At 73.6% G+C, this 23267-nt stretch carries 17 protein-coding genes and 1 riboswitch; of the genes, 11 read left to right on the forward strand and 6 right to left on the reverse strand.

Annotated elements, in window-relative coordinates; translation table 11 throughout:
* The first annotated feature begins 6 nt into the window (after positions 1 to 6).
* Positions 7 to 894 (forward strand): winged helix-turn-helix transcriptional regulator, encoded by an 888-nt coding sequence (locus tag ACZ34W_RS06775; RefSeq protein ID WP_465602238.1) that lies wholly within the window; start codon positions 7 to 9, stop codon positions 892 to 894.
* 41 nt (positions 895 to 935) lie between these two features.
* A complete protein-coding gene (locus ACZ34W_RS06780) occupies positions 936 to 1829 on the forward strand; it encodes a HipA family kinase (protein ID WP_465602240.1) in 894 nt (297 codons plus the stop codon).
* 122 nt (positions 1830 to 1951) lie between these two features.
* Here the strand turns inward: ACZ34W_RS06780 and ACZ34W_RS06785 are convergent, their stop codons facing one another.
* The 3 genes from ACZ34W_RS06785 to ACZ34W_RS06795 all read right to left on the reverse strand — a co-directional run bounded on the left by ACZ34W_RS06785 (position 1952) and on the right by ACZ34W_RS06795 (position 6415).
* On the reverse strand, positions 1952 to 3442 hold the full coding sequence (locus tag ACZ34W_RS06785; RefSeq protein WP_329490100.1) for a S8 family peptidase: 1491 nt from the start codon (positions 3440 to 3442) through the stop codon (positions 1952 to 1954).
* Between the two features lie 357 nt (positions 3443 to 3799).
* Positions 3800 to 4918 carry an amidohydrolase family protein gene (locus ACZ34W_RS06790; protein WP_465602243.1) on the reverse strand — a complete coding sequence of 373 codons (1119 nt, stop codon included), beginning with the start codon at positions 4916 to 4918 and terminating at the stop codon, positions 3800 to 3802.
* A 3-nt stretch (positions 4919 to 4921) separates the two neighbouring features.
* A complete protein-coding gene (locus ACZ34W_RS06795) occupies positions 4922 to 6415 on the reverse strand; it encodes a type I glutamate--ammonia ligase (RefSeq protein ID WP_465602245.1) in 1494 nt (497 codons plus the stop codon).
* Between the two features lie 559 nt (positions 6416 to 6974).
* Here ACZ34W_RS06795 and ACZ34W_RS06800 point away from each other — a divergent pair.
* From ACZ34W_RS06800 to ACZ34W_RS06840, 9 genes are all read left to right on the forward strand, one after another.
* The gene (locus ACZ34W_RS06800; RefSeq protein WP_465602247.1) at positions 6975 to 8750 is read left to right on the forward strand and encodes a 3-hydroxyacyl-CoA dehydrogenase family protein; all 1776 of its coding nucleotides are present in this window, start codon (positions 6975 to 6977) and stop codon (positions 8748 to 8750) included.
* A gap of 233 nt (positions 8751 to 8983) precedes the next feature.
* Positions 8984 to 9892: a TetR family transcriptional regulator gene (locus tag ACZ34W_RS06805; protein WP_465602249.1), complete on the forward strand. Its 909-nt coding sequence runs from the start codon at positions 8984 to 8986 to the stop codon at positions 9890 to 9892.
* 389 nt (positions 9893 to 10281) lie between these two features.
* Positions 10282 to 11619 carry a crotonyl-CoA carboxylase/reductase gene (ccrA, locus tag ACZ34W_RS06810; RefSeq protein WP_329490095.1) on the forward strand — a complete coding sequence of 446 codons (1338 nt, stop codon included), beginning with the start codon at positions 10282 to 10284 and terminating at the stop codon, positions 11617 to 11619.
* On the forward strand, positions 11619 to 13658 hold the full coding sequence (locus tag ACZ34W_RS06815) for a protein meaA (protein WP_329490094.1): 2040 nt from the start codon (positions 11619 to 11621) through the stop codon (positions 13656 to 13658). The genes ccrA and ACZ34W_RS06815 overlap by 1 nt, the downstream gene beginning before the upstream one ends.
* 25 nt (positions 13659 to 13683) lie before the next feature.
* A complete protein-coding gene (locus tag ACZ34W_RS06820) occupies positions 13684 to 14661 on the forward strand; it encodes an HpcH/HpaI aldolase/citrate lyase family protein (RefSeq protein ID WP_329490093.1) in 978 nt (325 codons plus the stop codon).
* A gap of 29 nt (positions 14662 to 14690) precedes the next feature.
* On the forward strand, positions 14691 to 15194 hold the full coding sequence (locus tag ACZ34W_RS06825; RefSeq protein WP_352288293.1) for a MaoC family dehydratase: 504 nt from the start codon (positions 14691 to 14693) through the stop codon (positions 15192 to 15194).
* A 179-nt stretch (positions 15195 to 15373) separates the two neighbouring features.
* Positions 15374 to 16576: an acyl-CoA dehydrogenase family protein gene (locus ACZ34W_RS06830; protein ID WP_329490091.1), complete on the forward strand. Its 1203-nt coding sequence runs from the start codon at positions 15374 to 15376 to the stop codon at positions 16574 to 16576.
* A gap of 505 nt (positions 16577 to 17081) precedes the next feature.
* Positions 17082 to 17774 carry a phosphatidylserine decarboxylase gene (locus ACZ34W_RS06835; protein ID WP_329490090.1) on the forward strand — a complete coding sequence of 231 codons (693 nt, stop codon included), beginning with the start codon at positions 17082 to 17084 and terminating at the stop codon, positions 17772 to 17774.
* Positions 17761 to 18639, forward strand: coding sequence for a CDP-alcohol phosphatidyltransferase family protein (locus ACZ34W_RS06840; RefSeq protein ID WP_380391186.1), 879 nt, complete (start codon positions 17761 to 17763; stop codon positions 18637 to 18639). Before ACZ34W_RS06835 ends, ACZ34W_RS06840 begins: the two co-directional genes overlap by 14 nt.
* A 214-nt stretch (positions 18640 to 18853) precedes the next feature.
* Here the strand turns inward: ACZ34W_RS06840 and ACZ34W_RS06845 are convergent, their stop codons facing one another.
* The 3 genes from ACZ34W_RS06845 to ACZ34W_RS06855 all read right to left on the reverse strand — a co-directional run bounded on the left by ACZ34W_RS06845 (position 18854) and on the right by ACZ34W_RS06855 (position 22833).
* Positions 18854 to 20179 carry a hypothetical protein gene (locus ACZ34W_RS06845; protein WP_329490089.1) on the reverse strand — a complete coding sequence of 442 codons (1326 nt, stop codon included), beginning with the start codon at positions 20177 to 20179 and terminating at the stop codon, positions 18854 to 18856.
* A gap of 402 nt (positions 20180 to 20581) precedes the next feature.
* Positions 20582 to 21697 carry an alpha/beta hydrolase family protein gene (locus ACZ34W_RS06850; protein WP_465602254.1) on the reverse strand — a complete coding sequence of 372 codons (1116 nt, stop codon included), beginning with the start codon at positions 21695 to 21697 and terminating at the stop codon, positions 20582 to 20584.
* Between the two features lie 422 nt (positions 21698 to 22119).
* Positions 22120 to 22833: a helix-turn-helix domain-containing protein gene (locus ACZ34W_RS06855; protein WP_465602256.1), complete on the reverse strand. Its 714-nt coding sequence runs from the start codon at positions 22831 to 22833 to the stop codon at positions 22120 to 22122.
* A 212-nt stretch (positions 22834 to 23045) separates the two neighbouring features.
* Positions 23046 to 23238: riboswitch (cobalamin riboswitch) on the forward strand.
* Positions 23239 to 23267: the final 29 nt, after the last annotated feature.

Here is a 23267-nt window from a genome sequence, read left to right on the forward strand (position 1 = left end):
GCGACGGTGCTCAAAGAGGTACCCGCGCGGGACGCCACCTGCGCGATCGCCCAGTCGGCGGCCGTGATCGGCGACTGGTGGAGCATCCTGATCGTCCGCGAGTCGGCGCGCGGCCTGCTGCGCTTCGACGAGCTCCAGCACGAGCTGGGCATCTCCCGGAAGGTCCTCACCGAGCGGCTCGGCCACCTGACCGAGGCAGGCGTGCTGGTCCGGGTGCCGTACCAGAGCGCCCCGGTGCGCCACGAGTACCGGCTCACCGAGGCCGGCCGGGCGCTGCTGCCGGTCCTGGTCGCGATGCAGGACTGGGCGGACCGCTGGCTGCTCGGCGACGGCGCGCTCTCCGGCTCGGCCGCGCCCGACAGCGCGGAGGCCGCCCGGCTGGCGGCGCTGCCCGGCACCCGGCTGCCGGCGCTCACCCTGCCCGCGCACACCGGCGGCGAGCTGGACCCGGTCGATCCGGCGGCCGGCGCCACCGTGCTGTTCTGCTACCCGGCCACCGGCCGCCCCGGGCCACTGCCGCCGGGCTGGGGCGACATCCCCGGCGCGGTCGGCTGCACGCTGGAGAACCGGCTCTTCCGCGAGGCGTACCCCGAGTTCCGCGCGGCCGGTCTGGCGCTGCGCGGGGTCTCCACCCAACGGCCCGACGAACAGCGGGAGTTCGCGGCGGCGGAGGAGATCCTCTTCCCCCTCCTGTCCGACCTGGACGTCCGGCTGGCGGCTGCCCTGCGACTGCCCACCTTCCACGTCGGCCAGGGCCTGCGGCTGAAGCGGGCGGTGCTCGTGCTGGACCGCGCCCGGGTGGTGCGCCGGGTGGCCTTCCCGGTCACCGACATCCCCGCCGCCGTCCGGCAGGCGCTCGCGGACGCGCGCGAGGTGGCGCTGGAAAGCCGCTGAACGGGTCGGGCCCGAAAGGCGCACGGGTTAGGGTGACGGATGTGCTCGATCAGGTGACAGCAGTGCGCTACGTCGATCCGCTGCGGGCCGGCGGCTCCGTCCCCGGCGTCGTGGAGACCGACGACCTCGGCACCTACGTGGTCAAGTTCATCGGTGCCGCGCAAGGCCGCAAGGCCCTGGTGGCCGAGGTGATCGTCGGTGAACTGGCCCGGCGGCTCGGCCTGCCGGTGCCGGAACTCCGGCTGGTCGACTTCGACCCGGCGGTCGCCGACGCCGAGCCCGACCCGGAGGTCCAGGACATCCTCCGGGCGAGCCGCGGACTCAACCTCGGGATGGACCTGCTGCCCGGCGCCCGCGACTTCAGGCCCGGCATGATCCCCGTCGGGCCGGCCGAGGCCGGCCGGGTGGTCTGGCTGGACGCGCTCACCGGGAATGTCGACCGCAGCGTGCACAACCCCAATCTGATGGTCTGGCACGGCAAGCTCTGGCTGATCGACAACGGCGCCGCGCTGGTCTTCCACCACCGCTGGTCCGGCGCCGCGGGCTCGGTGGGCAAGCGCTACGACCTGAGCGCCCACGCCCTCGGCGGCTACGCCCCCGACGTCGCGCTGGCCGACGACGAGCTCGGGCCGCTGGTCACCACCGCGCTGCTGGAGGAGGTCGTGGCGCTCGTCCCCGACGCGTGGCTGGCCGACGAGCCCGGCTTCGACTCGGTGGCCGCGGTGCGGCACGCCTACGTCGCCCACCTCGCCGCCCGTGCGGCGCGCTCCCGCGACTGGCTGCCGGACGGCTTCGCCACGCCCGAGCAGGTGCGCGAGGCCGAGCGCCGGCGGGCCGCCGCCAGGCGGGCCGGCCGGCCCGCCTGGCTCCAGGAGGTGCCGGACCTGCACGGCAAGCCGGCGGTCGAGACGGTCTGGGACCACCACTTCGAGTGAGGGCCGGGGCGCCGCCGCTACCCGTGAGGGGTGGGGAGCGGGACCGAAGTCCCGCTCCCCACCCCTCGGTTCGATCAGCTCCGGCCGCTCGGGCCGTCGGCGCCTACCGTGCGGTCAGCGCGTCAGCGCCACCACTGGACCGCCTTCTCGGCGTTGATGATGCCCGCGCCGTAGAAGCCGTTGTCGTCCGCGCCGCCCTCGCAGGTGGCCGCCCACGTGCCGGTGCCGCCCGGGTTGTACGGGCCCGACGGGCAGGCGTGCGACTCGGCCTGGTTGGTCAGCAGCTCGGTCAGCTCCTCCGGGCTCGCCCACGGGAAGGTGCTGGCGAGCAGCGCCAGGACGCCGGCCGCGTGCGGGGAGGCCATCGAGGTGCCCTGCATGTAGCCGTAGCGGCCACCGGGGATGGTGGAGAGGGTGCGGCCGTTCTTGTCCGGGGTGTCCGGGATCTGGTAGAGCCGGTCGCCACCGGGGGCGGCGACGGTCACCTTGTCCTTGCCGTAGCTGGAGTAGTACGACTTGTCACCGTTGACGCCCACCGAGGAGACCGAGACCACGCCGTCCAGCTCGGTCGGCAGGTTGAGGCAGTCCTGGGTGATCGGGCGGGTGCCCGGGGTGGTGTCGTCCGGGCTGCTGACGTCCACGGTCTTGTGGGCGAGGTCGATGTTCTCGTTGCCCGCCGCGGCCACGTTGAGGACGCCCTTGCGCTGCGAGAACTCGACCGCGCGGCGCACGGCGGTGGTGATCGCCGCCTGGTCCGCGTCGTTCTGGCAGTTGAACATCCACGGGTCGACGTAGTAGCTGTTGTTGGTCACCTTGAACTTGTGCTCACCCGCCCAGACGAAGCCGCAGATCGCGTACTCCGGGTAGATGAACCCGCCGTCGTCGACGACCTTGACGGCGGCCAGCTTGACGTTCGGGGCTATGCCCTCGATGCCCTTGCCGTTCTTGGCCGCGGCTATGGTGCCGGCGACGTGGGTGCCGTGGTCGCCGTCGGGGCCCGGCTGCCAGGCCGCCCAGTCGGTGTTCGGCTTGCCGCCGTCGATGCAGGAGACCGACTGCGAGGCGTCGACGTTGGCGGCGAGGTCCTCGTGGGTGCCGTCGATGCCGGAGTCCAGCACGCCGACGGTCACGTTGCGGCTGCCCAGGGAGAGCTTGTGGGCCTTGTCGACGCCGATCTGACGCATGTCCCACTGGTTGGCCCAGTAGGGCTCCTGGCCGGCCGCGGCGGCGGTGACCGGCTCGGCGGCGACCTCGGCCTTCTGCGTCTCGGCGGCCGTGATGCCCTTGGTGCGGCTGGTGCCGACCGACTGGACGCCCTTCGCCTTCCGCAGCTTGGCGGCGAACTGGGTGTCGGTCGAGCGGGCGATCACCACGCCGATCTGCTCGTACGAGTACACCACGGTGCCGCCGAGGGTCGTGACGGCCTTCTCGACCTTCTGCACCTGGCCGTGGTTGGCCTGGGTGTTGACGACGTAGCTCAGCAGCGGCCCGGTGGTCGGCTCGGCCCCGGAGGCGGCGACGGCGGTCCCGGCGGGCAGTGCCAGGGCACTGGCCGCGGCGAGGGCGACGCCCACTGCGGCGTACCGGGTCCGGCTGATCCGAGGAACACTCATAGGGGTTGGCCCTCCCGAGTCGTCGTGCAGCTGCGGATGGCAGGTGCAGTGGAATGATCGGGACGCTAGTGAACATGCGTTGTAATCCGCAAGAGGTAGTCATCTAATCGACACCGTTCGGCCACTTCCGAGGGGTGCGGCTCCGGCCGATCCGACCCGGTGTCAATCCATACGGTGAATATCCGGCCCGCGCGCGCTTTCCCTCACCGGGGCGTAGACGATCCACAATTCCCGGGCCACCGGGGCCGCTCGGCGCACCCGGTCAGGGGCCGCCGCCGGGGCGCCCGCACCGCGCCGACCAGGGCCGGACGCTCCACCGGCCGGCCGGCCCGGGCCGCTACCGCGCCCGCCCGCCGCTCAGAGCCGGTACAGGCGACGGGCGTTGTCCGCCGCGACCTGCCGGGCGAGGTGGCGGCCGTCGGCCGCCGAGCAGGCGCCGTCCGCGCGCCAGCCGTCCAGCAGGGTGCCCAGGCCGTGCCGGAACTGGGCGGTGCCCACCAGGTAAAGCTCCGGCAATCCGTAGGCGTCGGTGGAGAAGAGCAGCTTGCCGAACGGCGCCAGCTCCAGCATCTCGCCGAGTACGGCGGCCACCCGGGGCCCGACGTAGGAGGCCGTCAGCCCGAGGTCGGTGTACACCAGCGGGAAGGCCTGGGCCAGCCAGGCCGCCTGCCGGTGGTAGGGATATCCGTGCAGGAGCACCAGCGGAACGCAGCTCGGCTCGGCGGCCCGGACGAAGTCGGTCAGCAGCGACGGGTCGGCCCGGTGCAGGGTGAGGTCCGGATCGCCGAACCCGGTGTGCAGTTGGAGCGGCAGGCCGAGCTCGGCGCACACGTCGAGGGCCGTCCAGAGCAGGTGGCGCAGCAGCACGGGGTGGCTCAGCCGGCCGCGCCCGGCGCGCAGCCACTCCCCGGCGGCCGCCACCACCGCCGCCGGGGCGGGGCGCTCGGCCGGTACCGCCAGGCCGTGCCGGTAGGCCACCACCGACTTGACCGCCACCGCGCCGGCCGCCGACGCGGCCAGCGCCTCGCGGACGAGGGCCGGCCAGGACCCGGCCGACGCCGAGACCGTCTCGGCGACGGACTCCAGCCGGACCACCTCGCGCACCCGGGCGCCGGCCGCCTCGGCGAACTCGCTGAGCGGGAGCAGCGGGTGGCCGGCCGCCTCGGCCAGGCCGGTGTCCACCAGGCAGGTGTCCAGCCCGGCGGCCGCCAGCAGCCGCCGGGTGGCCTCGGCGGCGCCCAGCTCCGCCCGCCGGGCCAGGTAGTCGGCGGCGGGGGCGTGCACGGGCAGCCCCAGCGCGGGCGGGCACCAGCGCCGCACGGCCAGGCCGAGGGCGCTGTCGAACGGCGTGGTGCCGGGCGCGGGCGGGCGGTCGGACTCGGTGAGCAGCCCGGCCAGCGCGCCGTCGGCGAGGTCGGCCACCACCACGCTGTGGCAGTGGTGGTCGACCAGCGCCGGCACCTCCAGCGAGCGCACCGGTCAGTACCGCCAGCGGGTGGCCGCGATCAGTTGCTCCGGGGTGGCCGAGGCGTGGCGCTCGCTCTCGCCGCGGCGGACGACCAGCACCGCCTCGTACAACGGCTCGCCGAGCGCCTCGCGGAGCACCGCCGACTGCTGGTAGGCCGCGAGCGCGTCACCCGGACCCGCCGGGAGCCGGGGCACCGTGCCGGGCGCGGCCTCGGCCGGGTCGCCGGTGAACTCGGGCGGGAGCGCGAGCCGTTGCGCCAGCCCGGCGAGACCGGTGGCGAGCACCCCGCCGATCGCCAGGTACGGGTTGGCGGTGGCGTCGAAGCACTTGATCTCGGCGTTGGCCGCGGTGGCGCGCTCCCCGGTGGAGCCCGTCACCAGCCGCAGCGCCGCCTCCCGGTTCTCCAGGCCCCAGCACTGGTAGGCGCCGGCCCAGTGCGAGGGCACCAGCCGCAGGTACCCGGCCGGGCTGGAGGAGCCGAGCACCAGCAGCTCGGGCAGCGCGCCGAGCACTCCGGCGAGGAAGCCCTCCGCCTCGGCCGTCAGCCCGTGCGGGCCGGCTCCGCCGCGGGCGAGGTTCCGGCCGTCCCGCCAGAGGCTGAGGTGGAGGTGGCCGCCGTTGCCGACCGAACCGGCCTCGACCACCGGGGCGAAGGAGGCGCGCAGGCCGTGCCGGGCGGAGACGGCGCGGACGGTCTGGCGGACCAGGACGGAGGTGTCGGCGGCCTCGACCGGCCCCTCCGGGGCGACCGACACCTCGAATTGGCCCGGCGCGTACTCGGGGTGGATCTGCAGGACGGCGAGGCCCTGCGCGCCGAGGGCGTGCAGCACCTCGCGCAGGTAGTCGGAGAGGTCGGTCAGGCGCTGCATGCCGTAGGCCGGGCCGTCGGTCGGGTAGCGGGGCTCCTCCCGCGCCGGCCCGGCGAGCGCGACCACCCACTCGACCTCGATACCGGCCTTGACGGTGATCCCGCGCTCGGCGGCGGCGGCCGTCATCCGGCGGGCGAACAGCCGCTGGCAGCCCGGGTGCGGGGCGCCGGACTGGGTGTACCGCTCGCCCGGGGCCCAGGCCCAGCCGGGCTGGGCGGCCAGCGGGACCACCCGGTCGAGGTCCGGGTAGAGCCGGAGGTCGCCGGTGGGCCCGCCGACCGACCGGCTGGTGACGATCGAGTCGTCGGCCAGGAAGACGTCGAAGCAGGGCGCCGTGCCGACACCCCACTCGGCGGCGTGCACCAGCCCGTCCAGCGGGACGGCCTTGACCCGGGCGATGCCCGCGTTGTCCACCCAGGTGACGGCGACCGCCTCCACCCCCGCCGGGCGCAGCCGCTCGACGGCCGCCTGCGCCCGCTCGCCGCGCTCGGCCCGGGGCGGCAGGGCGACGGCGGCCGCCGGGCCCGCGGACGGGTCGGGCGCGGCGGCGGGCCCGGACGCGGCGGCGGGACCCGCACCCCGGGTGGGCTCGGACGGGTCGGCGAGGCCGGCGGAGGAGACGGCTCCGGTGCTCATGCGGCCATGCTGTCGTGCCCGCCGACCAGGGGGAATTCCCCTATCGGGTGGTTCCGGCGGACGCCTGTCCACCCGTTCACTCCCGCGGGTCGCACCCCGGGCCGCACACCGGGCCGCCGCGGGCCCCGGGACCCGGCCGCCCCGGGCGCGGGCCGGCGGCGACCCGGGGCGGCCGGGAATCCGGTGGCGCCCGCCCCCTTCCTGCTGGCGAGTAGCTTCGCTACAGTGTCCGCACGCACCACCGTCGGGCTTCGGGAGCCGCACCGACGGGGTCGCCGGCCGGCGCGTGATCGCGCGGAACGGTCCGGCGGCGGGCGGTGCGTCTTCACCGGTCGTAGCCGCGGGTCGCGGCGAGCCGGATTCTCGCCTCGTATCAGAGCCGCTTCCTTCACCCCGAGCGCCTGAGTACCACGGCACACCCGCAGCACGGCCGGAGCGGACCGGCGGCTGCGCCGGTGGGCCGCAACCGTCATCTCCCCATGCCCCCGCGCGCGGACCCTCCTCCGACGGCGCGTCCGCCGGAGCGCGCGCGGGCCCTTATGACAAGGAGTCAGGACAGATGGAGCGTCCCTTCCCCACGGTCGCCGTGGTCGGCCTCGGCACGATGGGTGCCGGTGTCGCGGTGGCGGTCGCGCAGAGCGGCCGCCGAGTGATCGGCATCGAGGCCACCGAGGACTCCGCCGCCCGGGCCCTGGCCCGGATCGAGGAGGCCACCGCGCACGCCGTCGCCCGCGAGCGGATCACCGCCGAGGACCGGGCCGCGCTGCTCGCGCGGATCTCGGTCGGCCACGTGCTCGACGCCGCCGCCCCGGCGGACCTGGTGATCGAGGAGGTCCCCGAGCAGCTGGAGCTGAAGCGGGAGCTCTTCGCCGAGCTGGACCGGATCTGCCCGCCCGCGACGGTGCTGGCCACCGGCACCACCGCGCTGTCGGTGACCCGGATCGCCGCCGCCACCGCGCGCCCGGAGCGCGTGCTGGGCCTGCACTTCTTCAACCCGGTGCACACCATGAAGCTGGTCGAGGTGGTCCGCACCGTGCTGACCGCCCCGCAGGTCGCCGAGGACGCCGCGGCGTTCGCCCGCGACCTCGGCAAGGAGCCGGTGGCGGCGGGCGACCGCGCCGGCTTCGTGGTGAACGGGCTGCTCTTCGCGTACCTGAACCAGGCCGCCGCGATGTTCGAGTCCAAGTACGCCACCCGCGAGGACATCGACGCCGCGATGCGGCTCGGCTGCGGGCTGCCGATGGGACCGCTGGCGCTGCTCGACCTGATCGGCGTGGACACCGCGCGGACCGTCCTGGAGGCCATGTACGAGCAGTCCCGGGACCGGTTGCACGCACCCGCGCCGATCCTCGGCCAGCTGGTCTCCGCCGGACTGCTGGGCCGCAAGTCCGGCCGGGGCTTCTACACCTACGAGGCGCCCGGCTCGTCCAAGGCGGTCGGCGCCGCCACCGGGGCCACCGCGGCCAAGGCGCCCGGCCGGGAGGTGCGCCGGGTCGGCGTCTGCGGCTCCGGCACGATGGCCACCGGCATCGTCGAGGTGTTCGCCAAGGCCGGGTACCCGGTGCTGCTGGCCGCCCGCAGCCAGGAGAAGGCCGAGCGGGCCAAGGCGCAGCTGGCCAGGTCGCTGGAGCGCTCGGTGGCCAAGGGCCGGCTCTCCGAGGAGCAGCGCGACGCGGCGCTGGCCCTGGTGACGCCGGTCGGGCAGTACGCCGAGCTGGCCGACGTCGACCTGGTGGTCGAGGCGGTGGCCGAGGACCTCGCGGTCAAGCGCGAGCTGTTCGCCACCCTGGACAAGATCGTCAAGCCGGGTGCGGTGCTCGCCACCACCACCTCCTCGCTGCCGGTGATCAGCTGCGCGGCGGCCACCTCGCGGCCGCAGGACGTGATCGGCCTGCACTTCTTCAACCCGGCGCCGGCCATGAAGCTGGTCGAGGTGGTCTCCACCGTGCTGACCGCGCCGGACGTCACCGCGACGGCGCTGGAGATCTGCGCCAAGGTGCGCAAGCACCCGGTGGAGTGCGGCGACCGGGCCGGGTTCATCGTGAACGCGCTGCTCTTCCCGTACCTGAACGACGCCGTGCGGATGCTGCAGGAGCACTACGCGACGGTGGACGACATCGACACCGCGATGAAGCTCGGCTGCGGCTACCCGATGGGCCCGTTCGAGCTGCTGGACGTGGTCGGCCTGGACGTCTCGCTGACCATCGAGCAGGTGCTGCACCAGGAGTTCCGCGAGCCGGGCCTGGCGGCGGCGCCGCTGCTGGAGCACCTGGTGGCGGCCGGCTGCCTGGGCCGCAAGACCGGCCGCGGGTTCCGCGACCACGCGCGCCGGTGACCACGCCGTCGGTCGGGGGCGCCGCGCCGCTGGGCGCGGGCCCCACCGGGACGGGCCCGGCCGGCCCGGCACCGCTCCTGCCGGGGCAGCCCGGGTACGGGTCGCCGCGCACCGGCTGGAGCCCCGGGGCGGTGTCGGCGCGCTGGCCGAGACCGGCCGTGACCGGACCGGTCGCCCCGGTACGACGGGGAAGGCCCGCGGCGCCGGTGCCGGGGGCGTGTAGCGTTCCGGGCATGGATCGGGTTCAGTCAGCCTCCCCGCAGCACTCCGCCGGACCGCGCGGCGCCGACCGGCCGTCCGGGGCCGGCGCCGAGGGGAATCCCGGCAACCGCCGGGCGGCCGCGCAGCGCCAGCAGATGCGTCAGGACCTTGCCACGGCGGCGATGGAGCTTTTCGCCTCGCAGGGCTACGAGGAGACCACGGTCGACCAGATCGCCGCGGCCGCCGGCGTGGCCCGGCGGACCTTCTTCCGGTACTTCCGGTCCAAGGAGGAGGCGATCTTCCCGGACCACGACGACACCCTCGTCCGGGTGGCCGACCTGCTGGCCAGCGCCGAGTCCGACGAGCACCCGCTGGACGTGGTCTGCCGCGGCATCAAGGAGGTGCTGCGGATGTACGCCTCCACCCCCGCGGTCTCGGTCGCCCGGTACCAGCTGATCCGTCAGGTGCCGGCGCTGCGCGAGCGGGAGATCGCCGTGGTGGCCCGGTACGAGCGGCTGTTCACCCGCTACCTGCTGGGCCGGTTCGACACCGGGGGCGAGATCCCCTCGGGCTGGCAGCGGGCCGGCGAGGACGACTCGATGCTGGCCGAGGTGTCGGCGGCGGCGGTCGTCGCGGCCCACAACCACGTGCTGCGGCGCTGGCTGAGGGCCGGTGGCCGGGGCGACGTGGAGGCGCAGCTGGACCACTCCTTCGAGGTGATCCGGCGGACCTTCTGGGCCTCCGCGGCGCCGGGGGTGAGACGGCGGGGGTCCCTGGTGGCACCCGGTGCCAGTGTGACCCCCCTGGAGGAGGCGGCCGCGAGCGCACTGAGTGCCAGCCCCGGAGGTGAGGTACTCATCACAGTGGCCCGGACCGACGCTCCGCTGGACGTCGTGGTGGACAGCATCCGGGCCGCGCTGAGCAGTGCCAGGCGCGCCTGAGAGCTAGCGTTTCCGCAGGTCAGAGCAGTTCGAAGGGCCCGTACCGGAGATCCGGTGCGGGCCCTTCGCGCACCCGCCGGCGGGCGCTCGAACGCGGATTTGATTCACCTGAATTGATGACACCCGGTGTCTTTACGAGTGGCACAGGGTGCCACTACCTTGTTACCCACCAGTCGCGGCGCCGCGGCTCCCCACCACGGCGCGCCGTCGTCCGGCGCTCCCACACCCCGGGAGCTGTGCCCAGCAAGGTCCACCGCAGATCCACCGCACGGTCCCAGCCAGGCCACCCGCCAGACCACCCAACCACCCATCTCAGCGAAGCCGGTGTCCGCTCCCGGCTCCCCCAGACGCCCTGTGCCCCTCACACAGGTACGCCTTCGGAGGCAGCCATGAAGGAAATCCTCGACGCGATCCTCAACTCCGACAGCACCGCGGCGGACTTCGCCGCGCTCAAGCTGCCGGAGTCCTACCGGGCGGTCACGCTCCACAAGGACGAGGAGCAGATGTTCGCCGGCCTCGACAGCCGCGACAAGGACCCCCGCAAGTCCCTCCACCTCGACGAGGTCGCCCTGCCCGAGCTGGGCCCGGGCGAGGCCCTGGTCGCCGTCATGGCCAGCGCCGTGAACTACAACACCGTGTGGAGCTCGATCTACGAGCCGGTCTCCACCTTCGGCTTCCTGGAGCGCTACGGCCGGCTCTCCCCGCTGACCAAGCGCCACGACCTGCCGTACCACGTGCTCGGGTCCGACCTCGCGGGCGTGGTGCTGCGCACCGGCGCCGGGGTCAACGCCTGGAAGCCGGGCGACGAGGTCGTCGCGCACTGCCTCTCGGTCGAGCTGGAGTCCCCGGACGGCCACAACGACACGATGATGGACCCGGAGCAGCGGATCTGGGGCTTCGAGACCAACTTCGGCGGCCTGGCCCAGCTGGCGCTGGTGAAGACCAACCAGCTGCTGCCGAAGCCGAAGCACCTGACCTGGGAGGAGGCCGCCTCCCCCGGCCTGGTCAACTCCACCGCCTACCGCCAGCTGGTCTCGCGCAACGGCGCGGGCATGAAGCAGGGCGACAACGTGCTGATCTGGGGCGCCAGCGGCGGCCTCGGCTCGTACGCCACCCAGTACGCGCTGGCCGGTGGCGCCACCCCGATCTGCGTGGTCTCCAACGACCAGAAGGCCGAGATCTGCCGGGCGATGGGCGCAGAGGCGATCATCGACCGCTCCGCCGAGGGGTACAAGTTCTGGAAGGACGAGCACAACCAGGACCCGCGCGAGTGGAAGCGGCTCGGCGCGAAGATCCGCGAGTTCACCGGCGGCGAGGACGTGGACATCGTCTTCGAGCACCCGGGCCGCGAGACCTTCGGCGCCTCGGTCTACGTCACCCGCAAGGGCGGCACCATCGTCACCTGTGCCTCCACCTCGGGCTTCATGCACCAGTACGACAACCGCTACCTGTGGATGTCGCTCAAGCGCATCGTCGGCTCGCACTTCGCCAACTACCGCGAGGCGTTCGAGGCCAACCGCCTGATCGCCAAGGGCAAGATCCACCCGACGCTCTCGAAGGTCTACTCGCTGGAGGACACCGGCCAGGCCGCCCTCGACGTGCACCACAACAAGCACCAGGGCAAGGTCGGCGTGCTCTGCCTGGCGCCGGAGGAGGGCCTGGGCGTGCGGGACGCGGAGTTCCGGGCGAAGCACATCGACGCCATCAACCGCTTCCGGAACATCTGATGGCCGGACGCGACCGCCCCTGGCTGATGCGCACCTACGCGGGGCACTCGACCGCGAGCGACTCCAACGCGCTCTACCGCAAGAACCTCGCCAAGGGGCAGACCGGCCTGTCGGTGGCCTTCGACCTGCCGACCCAGACCGGCTACGACTCGGACCACGTCCTCGCCCGCGGCGAGGTCGGCCGGGTCGGCGTCCCGGTGGGCCACGTCGGGGACATGCGGGCCCTGTTCGAGGGCATCCCGCTCGAACAGACCAACACCTCGATGACGATCAACGCCACCGCGATGTGGCTGCTGGCGCTCTACCAGGTGGTCGCGGAGGAGCAGGGCGCCGACATCGCCAAGCTCACCGGCACCACCCAGAACGACATCGTCAAGGAGTACCTCTCGCGCGGGACGCACGTCTTCCCGCCCGGGCCCTCGGTCCGGCTGATCACCGACATGATCGCCTACACCGTCGGCAACATCCCCAAGTGGAACCCGATCAACATCTGCAGTTACCACCTGCAGGAGGCCGGCGCCACCCCGGTCCAGGAGATCGCCTACGCGATGTGCACCGCGATCTCGGTGCTGGACGCGGTGCGCGACTCCGGCCAGGTGCCGGCCGAGCGGATGGGCGAGGTGGTCGCCCGGATCTCCTTCTTCGTCAACGCCGGCGTGCGCTTCGTCGAGGAGATGTGCAAGATGCGCGCCTTCGCCCAGCTCTGGGAGAAGGTCACGCTGGAGCGCTACGGCATCCAGGACGCCAAGCAGCGCCGCTTCCGCTACGGCGTCCAGGTCAACTCGCTGGGCCTGACCGAGGCGCAGCCGGAGAACAACGTCCAGCGGATCGTGCTGGAGATGCTCGCCGTCACGCTCTCCAAGGACGCCCGGGCCCGGGCCGTCCAGCTGCCCGCCTGGAACGAGGCGCTCGGCCTGCCCCGCCCGTGGGACCAGCAGTGGTCGCTGCGGATCCAGCAGGTGCTCGCCTACGAGTCCGACCTGCTGGAGTACGGGGACCTCTTCAACGGCTCCGAGGTGATCGAGACCAAGACCGCCGAGCTGCTGGCCGGTGCCGAGGCCGAGATCGCCAAGGTGCTGGAGATGGGCGTCAAGGCGGGCAACCGGGGCATCATCCCGGCCGTCGAGTCCGGCTACCTGAAGTCCAACCTGGTCGCCTCGCACGCCGCCCGGCGGGCCCGGATCGAGTCCGGCGAGGACAAGATCATCGGGGTCAACTGCTTCGACACCACCGAGGAGAGCCCGCTCACGGCCGACCTCGACACCGCGATCATGGTGGTCGACCCGGCCTCCGAGCAGTCCGTGCTGGCCGCACTGGAGGAGTGGCGCGGCAAGCGCGACGAGGCCGCCGCCCAGCAGGCGCTGGAGGAGCTCAAGGCCGTCGCCGGCACCGACGTCAACCTGATGGAGGCGACGCTCGCCTGCGCCCGTGCCGGGGTCACCACCGGCGAGTGGGCCTTCGCCCTTCGCGAGGTCTTCGGCGAGTACCGCGCGCCCACCGGCGTCGGCGGCGCCCCGGTCGCGGTGGCCGCCGAGCCCGGCGGCGAGCTGGCCGCGGTCCGCGAGGCGGTCGCCGCCACCGCCGCCGAGCTCGGCGTCGGCAAGCTGCGCCTGCTGGTCGGCAAGCCCGGCCTGGACGGACACTCCAACGGCGCCGAGCAGATAGCCGTCCGGGCCCGTGACGCCGGGTTCGAGGTGGTCTACCAGGGCATCCGCCTGACGCCCGAGCAGATCGTCTCGGCCGCCGTCGCGGAGGACGTGCACTGCGTGGGCCTGTCGATCCTCTCGGGGGCGCACTCCGAGCTGGTGCCCGACGTCCTGCACCGGCTCCGCCGGGCCGGGGTGGAGGATGTCCCGGTGATCGTGGGTGGCATCATCCCGGCAGCGGACGGCGAGGCCCTCAAGGCCGCCGGCGTCGCCGCCGTGTTCACCCCGAAGGACTTCGGCATCACCACCATCATCGGCCGGATCGTGGACGAGATCCGGCTGGCCAACAGGCTCCAGCCGTGGACGCCCACCACCGCCGCGTCCACCAGCTGATCGTGGAAGGAACTGACCACCCCTCATGAGCAACGCCAGCGACACCCCCGTCAACCGGCTCCGCCCCCGACGCTCCTGCCTCGCCGTACCGGGCAGCAACCCGCGCTTCCTGGAGAAGGCCCAGGGCCTCCCGGCCGACCAGGTCTTCCTCGACCTGGAGGACGCCTGCGCCCCGCTGGTCAAGGAGAGCGCCCGGCACAACATCGTCGACGCGCTGAACAACGGTGACTGGGGCAAGAAGACCAAGGTCGTCCGCGTCAACGACTGGACCACCCACTGGACGTACCGCGACGTGATCACGGTCGTCGAGGGCGCCGGCCCCAACCTCGACTGCATCATGCTGCCGAAGGTCCAGGACGCCGAGCAGGTCCGGGCGCTCGACCTGCTGCTCACCCAGATCGAGAAGACCATGGGCTTCGAGGTCGGCAAGATCGGCATCGAGGCGCAGATCGAGAACGCCAAGGGCCTGATCAACGTCGACGCGATCGCCGAGTCCTCCCCGCGCCTGGAGACGATCATCTTCGGCCCGGCCGACTTCATGGCCTCGATCAACATGAAGTCCCTGGTGGTCGGCGAGCAGCCGGCGGGCTACCCGGCCGACGCCTACCACTACATCCTGATGCGCATCCTGATGGCCGCCCGCGCCAACGACCTGCAGGCCATCGACGGCCCCTACCTGCAGATCCGCAACCAGGAGGGCTACCGCGAGGTGGCCGGCCGCGCCGCCGCGCTCGGCTTCGACGGCAAGTGGGTGCTCCACCCGGACCAGGTCTCCGCCGCGAACGAGATCTTCTCGCCCTCGCAGGAGGACTACGACCACGCCGAGCTGATCCTCGACGCCTACGACTGGTGCACCTCCGAGGCGGGCGGTGCCAAGGGCTCCGCGATGCTCGGCGACGAGATGATCGACGAGGCCAGCCGCAAGATGGCCCTGGTCATCGCGGGCAAGGGCCGCGCCGCCGGGTTCGAGCGCACCTCCAAGTTCGAGCCCCCGCAGGCCTGACCCCTCCTGACCTCCTAAGGACCATTGAAATGCAGTTCGGACGCACCTACGAGGAGTTCGAGGTCGGCGCTGTCTACAAGCACTGGCCCGGCAAGACGGTCACCGAGTACGACGACCACCTCTTCTGTCTGCTCACCATGAACCACCACCCGCTCCACATGGACACCAACTACGCGGAGCGGACGACCGACTTCGGCAAGAACGTCGTGGTCGGCAACTACATCTACTCGCTGCTGCTCGGAATGTCCGTCCCGGACGTCTCCGGCAAGGCGATCGCCAATCTGGAGATCGAGTCGCTGCGCCACATCGCGCCGACCTTCCACGGCGACACCCTGTACGGCGAGACCACCGTGCTCGACAAGTGGCCGTCCAAGTCCAAGGACGACCGCGGCATCGTGTACGTCGAGACCAAGGGCTACAAGCAGGACGGCACGGTCGTCTGCATCTTCCGCCGCAAGGTGATGGTGCCGACGGCGACGTACATCAAGGAGCGCGGCGGCGAGCAGCCCGGCCGCCCGACTCCGCTGTCCTAGCCCGTCCAGAGCCGTACCACCCAGGAGCCCCGGACGGGTAGGCCGCCGTCATCGGCCGATCCCCGCCCCGGTACCGGGGGCCCTGCTGCCGCAGCCACGCCGGCAGGGCCCCCGGAAAATCCCCCCCGCTGTTCTGCCCTCCCCCCACCCTCTCCCTCTTTCGCCACAGGAGCCGCACGATGGGACGCCTCGCACAGACCGACGGCCTCACCGAGATCCAGCGGGACATCCTCGCCACCGTGCGGGATTTCGTCGACAAGGAGATCATTCCGGTCGCGACCGAGCTGGAGCACAAGGACGAGTACCCCACCGCCATCGTGGAGGGGATGAAGCAGCTCGGCCTCTTCGGCCTCACCATTCCCGAGGAGTACGGCGGCCTCGGCGAATCGCTCCTCACCTACGCCCTGGTGGTGGAGGAGATCGCACGCGGCTGGATGTCCGTCTCCGGCATCGTGAACACCCACTTCATCGTGGCCCACATGATCAACGCGCACGGCACCCAGGAGCAGAAGGACTACTTCCTGCCGAAGATGGCCGCCGGCGAGATCCGCGGCGCCTTCTCGATGTCCGAGCCGGGCCTCGGCTCCGACGTCTCCGCGATCTCCACCAAGGGCGTCAGGGACGGGGACTCCTACGTCCTCAACGGCCAGAAGATGTGGCTCACCAACGGCGGCACGTCCACCCTGGTCGCGGTGCTCTGCAAGACCGACGAGGGCGGCAGCTCCCCGTACAAGAACATGACCACCTTCCTGATCGAGAAGACGGCGGGCTTCGGCCCGAACCCGACCGTCCCCGGGCTCACCGTGCCCGGCAAGATCGAGAAGATGGGCTACAAGGGCGTCGACACCACCGAGCTGATCCTCCAGGACGTCCGCGTCCCGGCCGACCGCGTCCTCGGCGGCGCCCCGGGCAAGGGCTTCTACCAGATGATGGACGGCGTCGAGGTCGGCCGCGTCAACGTGGCCGCGCGCGGCTGCGGCGTCGCCCGCCGCGCCTTCGAGCTGGGCATCTCCTACGCCCAGCAGCGCTCCACCTTCGGCAAGAAGATCGCCGAGCACCAGGCGATCCAGTTCAAGCTCGCCGAGATGGCCACCAAGGTCGAGGCCGCCCACCAGATGATGGTGATGGCCGCCCGCAAGAAGGACAGCGGCGAGCGCAACGACCTTGAGGCCGGCATGGCCAAGTACCTCGCCTCCGAGTACTGCAAGGAGGTCGTCGAGGACGCCTTCCGCATCCACGGCGGCTACGGCTTCTCCAAGGAGTACGAGATCGAGCGCCTCTACCGCGAGGCTCCGATGCTGCTCATCGGTGAAGGTACTGCGGAGATCCAGAAGATGATCGTCGGACGTCGTCTGCTGGAGGAGTACCGCATCGCGGAGTGAGGACTACCAGTACGAAGACTCGCCCGGGCGGCGCGGTGACGCTCCGCCCGGCGGGTTGACGGCCCGGTGACGGCCGGTCGACGGGCGTGCGGGCCCGTCCCGGCACCCCGCCGTGCCACCACGACCCCGGCCTGGTCCGCCTGGGGTCCGGCACGGCTCCCGAAGCGGCCGTAGGGCGTACAGCTGCTGTCACGCGCCTTGCGGCCGCTTCGGCGCACCCCGCGCGCGCCCCTGCGCCGACGGTCCGGGGTTCCCCGGGCATGCCTGTTGAGACAAGAGTCACCAGCCCTGCCCGGACCCTTGGGAACCGGAGCGGGTCGAGCTACGGTCGTATACACAGAAGGCGCAGCTGCGCCGCACGCAGGACACATGACCGAGCAGGCGGGTTGCCCACCCACCGTGTGGTCCCGATAGCATCCACCGGGACAGACGCCGTCCCTTTATTACTCGATCCCCGCGGTGGCCCCCGTCCAGCGGCCATGATCCCCCGCGACAAAGGTCTTCGATGCCCATCAGCCCGTCCCCTCACACCTCCGTCACGGACAGCGATGCCCTCGCCGCCACGACGGCCGGCCGGCGACCCCGCGTGACCATCGCGCGCGGAGCCACCCCCTGGTTCGTCCCCACCCTCGCCACGGCAGCCGTGACCACCGCCCTCACCCGGCGCAATGGCGCGTGGGCCCTGGCGGCGGTGCCCGCCTGTGCGCTCAGCGCCGGCATGCTGTGGTTCTTCCGCGACCCCGAGCGTGAGATCGGCACGGGCAGAGTGATCTCCCCCGCCGACGGCGTGGTGCAGAGCATCGACGCCTGGCCGGACGGCCGCACCCGGGTGGCGATCTTCATGAGCCCGCTCAACGTCCACGTCAACCGGGCGCCCCTGCCCGGCACCGTGACCTCCGTCGAGCACGTCGCGGGTGGTTTCGTGCCCGCGTTCAACAAGGACAGCGACCAGAACGAGCGGGTCGTCTGGCACTTCGACACCGAGCTCGGCGACATCGAGATGGTGCAGATCGCGGGGGCCGTGGCCCGCCGCATCGTGCCGTACGTCGACGCCGGTACCAAGGTCGAGCAGGGCGATCGGATCGGTCTGATCCGCTTCGGCTCCCGGGTCGACACCTACCTGCCGGCCGGCGTCGAGGTCGGCGTCGAGGTCGGCCAGAAGACCACAGCCGGGGTGACGCGCCTTGACCGTGACTGAACCTGAGACGATCGTCGGCCTGGACGACGAGGAGACGGCCCTGCGCCGCCGCCGTTGGGCGCGCGACCGCGAGCTGCGCGCCCCGCGCTCTCCCCAGCACCTGTCCACCGCCGACTTCCTGACCCTGGGGAACGCCGTCTGCGGCTTCCTGGCGATCTACTCGATCACCACCGGGGTCCTCGTCCCGCACATCACCAACCCGGACGCCGCGCCGGACAAGCACAGCGCCGCCACCGCGGTGACGCTGCTGCTGATCGGCTCGATGTGCGACCTCTTCGACGGACTGGTGGCGCGCAAGCTGCGCTCCTCCGCCCTCGGGGCCGAACTCGACAACCTGGCCGACCTGATCAGCTTCGGCATCGCGCCGGCCTACTTCGTCGCGGTCTGGGGCATGGTCTCGCCGGGCTCCGACAGCCGTCTCTCGGCGCTGATCGCGCTGACGGTGCTGCTGTCCGTGGTGCTGCGGCTGGCGCGGTTCTCCGCCGTGAAGATGCGACCCGGGGTGTTCCAGGGCATGCCCTGCCCGATGGGCGCGATGACGGTGATCGCCATCGTGCTGCTCGACCCGCCGTTCCTGCCCGGTCTGCTCGCCATCGCCGGTACCGCGTACCTGATGATGAGCCGGATCGAGTACCCGAAGCCGCAGGGGCTGCTGGCCACCGCGACGCTCTGCTGGATCGTGCTCTCGATCGGCTGCCTGGCGGCCTGGGCGACCGGCCTGAAGGGCGGCGACTACCTGCTGCACATCGGCGCCTACGGCCAGATCGCGCTCGCCGCGATGGCCCCGCTGCTGGTGATCCGGCGCAAGGTCGGCCAGAAGGTCGGGGACGTCCGGGCGCGCCGGGCGGAGTCCCGGCTCGGCTGACCCCGAGGGACGTACGACGACGGGCCCGGATCCGCTCGACGGATCCGGGCCCTCTCGCATGCCTCGCGGCCCTTGCCGGGCCGGTGGTGACGGCCGCGCGGGCGGCGTGCGGCCCCGTGGAGGCCGGCTGCGGCCCTGCCGGGCCGGGTGGCGGCCTTGGAGCCGCCACGGTCAGGCCCGAGCGGCTCCGCGCCGCCGCGGCGCGCCCTGACGGCTACGCGCCGCCGCGGTGGACGCTGAAGGCCGAGCGCCGGGCCGCGCGGGCCACGACCGGGTCCGGGTGGACGCCGGAGACGGCGGTCAGCACCGACGCCGCCCGCGGGTGGCCGGACTGCCGGGCCCGGGCGAACAGCCGGACCGGATCACCGGCCGAGGCTCCCTCGACATGGCCCACCAGCAGCTCGGTCTCGCCGTGGTCGAGCACCGCGGCCGCGGTGTCCACCCAGAGCCAGGCGGCGTCCTCCGCGCCCAGCACATCGGCCGGGGCGACGCCCTCGTCCGACTGCTCGGCCAGCCAGAGCAGCGCGTAGGGGCGCAGCACCGGGGCGTCCACGGCAGCCCGGACGGCCTGCTCGGCGGTGGAGCCGGCCACCCGCAGCGCCTCGAAGGCGAGGCCGCGCACCAGTGCGTCGTCACCCTGGGCGGCGTCCAGCAGCTCGGCCACCGCCCGGTCGGCCGGTCGGGCCGCCACCCAGGCGCGGAACTCGGCCCGGGCCGGGCCCGGCGAGTAGTCGGCGCAGGCGTTGAGCAGCTCGAAGGCGCTCTGCTCGATGTGTCCGGCGGCGGTCTGCGCGACGGTGCAGATCTCCTCCAGCTTGGCCCGCACCGCCCAGTGCCCGAGCGGGGAGAGCTCGGCGGCGTCGTCCTTGCGGACCACCGCGCCGACCGCGGCCAGGCCGTCCAGCATCCAGTCCAGCACGGCCGCCACGTCGGAGGGCGCGGCCGGGGTGTCGATCTGCGGCTCGCGGCAGGTGCCGCGGACGGCCGAGACCGCGGAGGCGGCGTGCGGCACGGGCGAGAGGCCCAGCGCGCCGTCGCCGCCGCCGACCCGGCGCTCGTCCAGGCCCCGGCGCAGCAGCTCCAGCAGTTCGCTGTCGGCGACCGGGCCGGCCACCAGGTGGAGGAAGGAGAGCAGCTGCGGCGCCTGGTCGACGGCCTGCCCGGCGAGCACCGCGAACACGCCGCGCAGGGCGGCGGGCGGCACCGGGGCGAGCAGCGTCCAGGCGTCGAACAGGGCGGACCAGCCGCGGACCACGGCCTCGTCGTCGTGCTCCCAGGCGTGCAGGCGCCAGCCGGGGGCGGCGCCGCCGTCCCGGGCCTCGACCAGGCCGACCAGCAGGGCCTGGCCCCAGGCCTTGCCGGCGGCGCCCACCGTCATGGCGAGGGCGCGGCCCGCGTCGCGGGCGTCCTCGGGGAGCAGCTCGCCGCGCTTGTCGACCTCGGCGAGTTCACCGGCCCAGCGGGCGATGCGGACGGCGTCGATCAGCATCCGACGGGCCAGCGGGGCGAGCTCGGCGGGAGCGGGGAAGCCGTCCGGCACCGGGACCCGGCCCCGGCCGGGGGCTGGTGCGGGGCCTCGTCGGCGGGGTACGCCGGAGCCGCCCGGCCTGGCGCCGGCGGGGCGGTGGGCAGTTCCGGGGAGACGGGTCACCGTCGCACCGGAGCCGATCGTCGGCGGGAGCTGGGCATCACGGTCGCGCGGATTCCGAGACGTCACGTCGAGCAGTCTTCCCCTTGTACCGGCCTTCTGTCACATCCGATCGGCCCCGACTACCGACAGGTGGTCGCAGGGGGTCGACAAGATCGGGCAACAGAGGCCAAACCGCCTGGCCGGATCTGTGTGACGCGGACACGCCAGCCTGGGGAAAGACGGGGCGGACGGGGTGCGGGAAGGGGCCCGAGGGGCTGTCCGGAACACGGCTGGGACCGCCCGAGACGGGCCTCAGAGCAGCGGGGTGAGCCAGCGCCGCAGGTGCTCCTCGTAGCGGTCGGGGTCGGCGTTCCAGAGGCCGGCGTGCTCGCCGCCGGGGACGGCCTGGAGGCCGACCACGTCGGAGCGGCGGTGGGCCAGCCGGGCGGCGGCCTGCCAGGGGGCCAGCGCGTCGTCGGGCCCGTGCAGGAGGAGCGTGGGCACCCGCAGGTCGGTGCCGTCCGCGAGGCGGGCGAAGTCGGCCAGATCCACGCCGGCCCGGCCCTCGGCCGCGAGCGCGCCCAGCTCGGCGGCGGCGCCCCGGTAGCCGGCCCGGGCGGCGCCCCGGCGGGCGGTGGCCGACCAGTCGAGCACGGGCGAGTCCAGCACCAGGCCGCTGATCGAGGAGGCCCAGGCGGAGCGGGCCGCGGTCTGCAGGACCATGGTCGCGCCGAGCGACCAGCCGTACAGGATCACCCGCCCGGCGCCGCTGTCCAGGGCCAGCCGCAGGGCCGCCTCGACGTCGCGCCACTCGGTCTCGCCGAAGTGGCCGAGGCCGTCCGGGGAGGCCGGCGCGCCCTCGTCGCCGCGGTAGGTGACGGCCAGGACGGGCAGCGCGAGCCGGTGCAGGACGGGCATCACCGGGAGGGTCTGCTGCCGGTCGGCGCCGGGGCCGTGCACCAGGATCACCCAGGTGCCCCGCTTGCCGTCCAGCCGCCAGGCGGGCAGCGCGCCCAGCTCGCCCTGGACGGCGGTCTCGGTGTACGGCAGGCCGAGGGCGCCGGTCGGGTCGCCGAGGTGGACGCGGGGCGTGAAGCGGACCGCGGTACCGGGGGCCAGGGTGCCGCGGTCGGCGCGGACCAGCCGGCGGGTGACGCCCCGCTCGTCGGCGTGCAGGATCTCGCCGACCACCGCGTGCCCCCCGTCGCCCCACTCGACGGCCCAGCGGCCGGGGCGGGCGCTCTCGGCGCTGCGGGTGAAGGTGGCCCGTCCGGCGGCGAGGGTCAGCACCACGACGGGGCCGGCGGCCCGCTCACGGCCGACCGCCGGGCGGACCATCCGCTCGGAGGCCCTCCGGCCGATCAGCAGGACGGCGGCCCCGGTGCCGACGGCGGCGGCCGCCACGGCGGCTGCGGTTCCCCAACGCATATCGCTCCCCGCTCTGTTGGTCGCGGACTGGGCAGTCTGCCCACCAGTCCACTCGCGGGGGCGCCACCCGGCCACCGGACGCGGCCGTCCGGGTCACGGCGGCGCGGGTCTTGGCCGGGTCTTGGCGGCGGGGGTCTTGGCCGGGTCACGGCGGCACGGGAACCGGCTGCGGGAAGCGGCGGCGCGGTTCTCGGCCCTCTGGTCACGGCGGCGCGGGAAGCGGCTGCGGGAAGCGGCGGCGCGGGAACCGGCTGCGGGAAGCGGCGGCGCGGGAACCGGCTGCGGGAAGCGGCGGCGCGGTTCTCGGCCCTCTGGTCACGGCGGCGCGGGAAGCGGCTGCGGGAAGCGGCGGCGCGGGAAGCGGCAGAGGGAGAGGGCAGGGAGGGGGAGGCGCCGCGCGGGGGCGGCGCGGTACCGGCCCGTCAGACCGGGATCTCGGTCTCCAGGCGCTCCAGCAGCTCCCAGAACCGCTCGCCGAGCGGCCGGGCCGCCGCCGCGCGGGTGTCCGCCGCCGGGGCCGGGGAGCCCCAGCTGCCGGCGCCCCAGTGGGAGGTGACCTGGTACTCGTTCTGCAGCGCCGTCAGCACGGCGGTGAGGTCGCCCTCGTGCACCGGCACGATCCGGCCGATCGGCCGGAGCTGCGCCTGCCAGCGGCCGTCCACGCACTGCCGCAGCCGCCGGTCCAGCTCCTGCGCCCGGCCGGTCACCGCGACCAGCTCGCGCAGGGTCGTGCCGAGCACCTGGGCCAGCGCGTGGGTCTGCTCCTGGTCGCCGTCCCACTGACCGGTCGCCTCGGCCCGCTGGTAGCGGTCCAGTGCGAGGCCGATCCGGTGGGCCGCGCTCTCCTGGTTGAGCTCCCGGGCGACCCGGAAGTCCCGCAGCCGGGCCGGGCGGACGCCCATCAGCTGGGCCGGCGGGCACCAGAGCGCCCGGGCCAGGGCGATGAACTCGTCCTCGGCGGGGCGCAGCTCGCCGCTCTCCCAGCCGAGCACGTGGGAGGGCAGCAGCCGGACGCCGTGCGCGGCCATGCCCTCGACCACCTGCTCGGGGGTCAGCCCGAGGCCGGCGCGGTGCGCGCGGGCGGCCGCGGGCGAGAAGGGCACCGGGGGCACGGCGGGTGGCTGTCTGCGTCGCATGGCCCGACGGTAGGGGGCGGTCCGGCCGCCCCCCAGCCGCCGAACACACGAAGCGGGCCCGGAGGCTCCTCCGGGTGACTGGACGATCGCACAGGCTGTCATGCCCCTGCGGGGGGTGCCGATCGGAGGTAGCGACGGGGTCGGGCGGCCCGGCTCCGCTGTGACCAACCCCTCCGTGACCTTGGTTGACGCACGGTTCGGCCGCGTGATGGGATCCTTCAGCCAAACGGAGGCATGCAGAGGAAGCCGGTGCGAGTCCGGCGCGGTCCCGCCACTGTCACCGGGGAGCACACTCGGAGTCCCTCCTCCGCCGGCCACGGCGCCGGAGGGGGCCCATCGCGGCGGGCCGTCAGAAGCCGCCGCCGGGCCCGGGGGTGCGTTCGACCCGGAAGCCAGGAGACTCTCGCCCCCGGTACGTCGATCCAGGGCGCGGA

The sequence above is a fragment of the Kitasatospora sp. NPDC022856 genome, assembly GCF_055561235.1.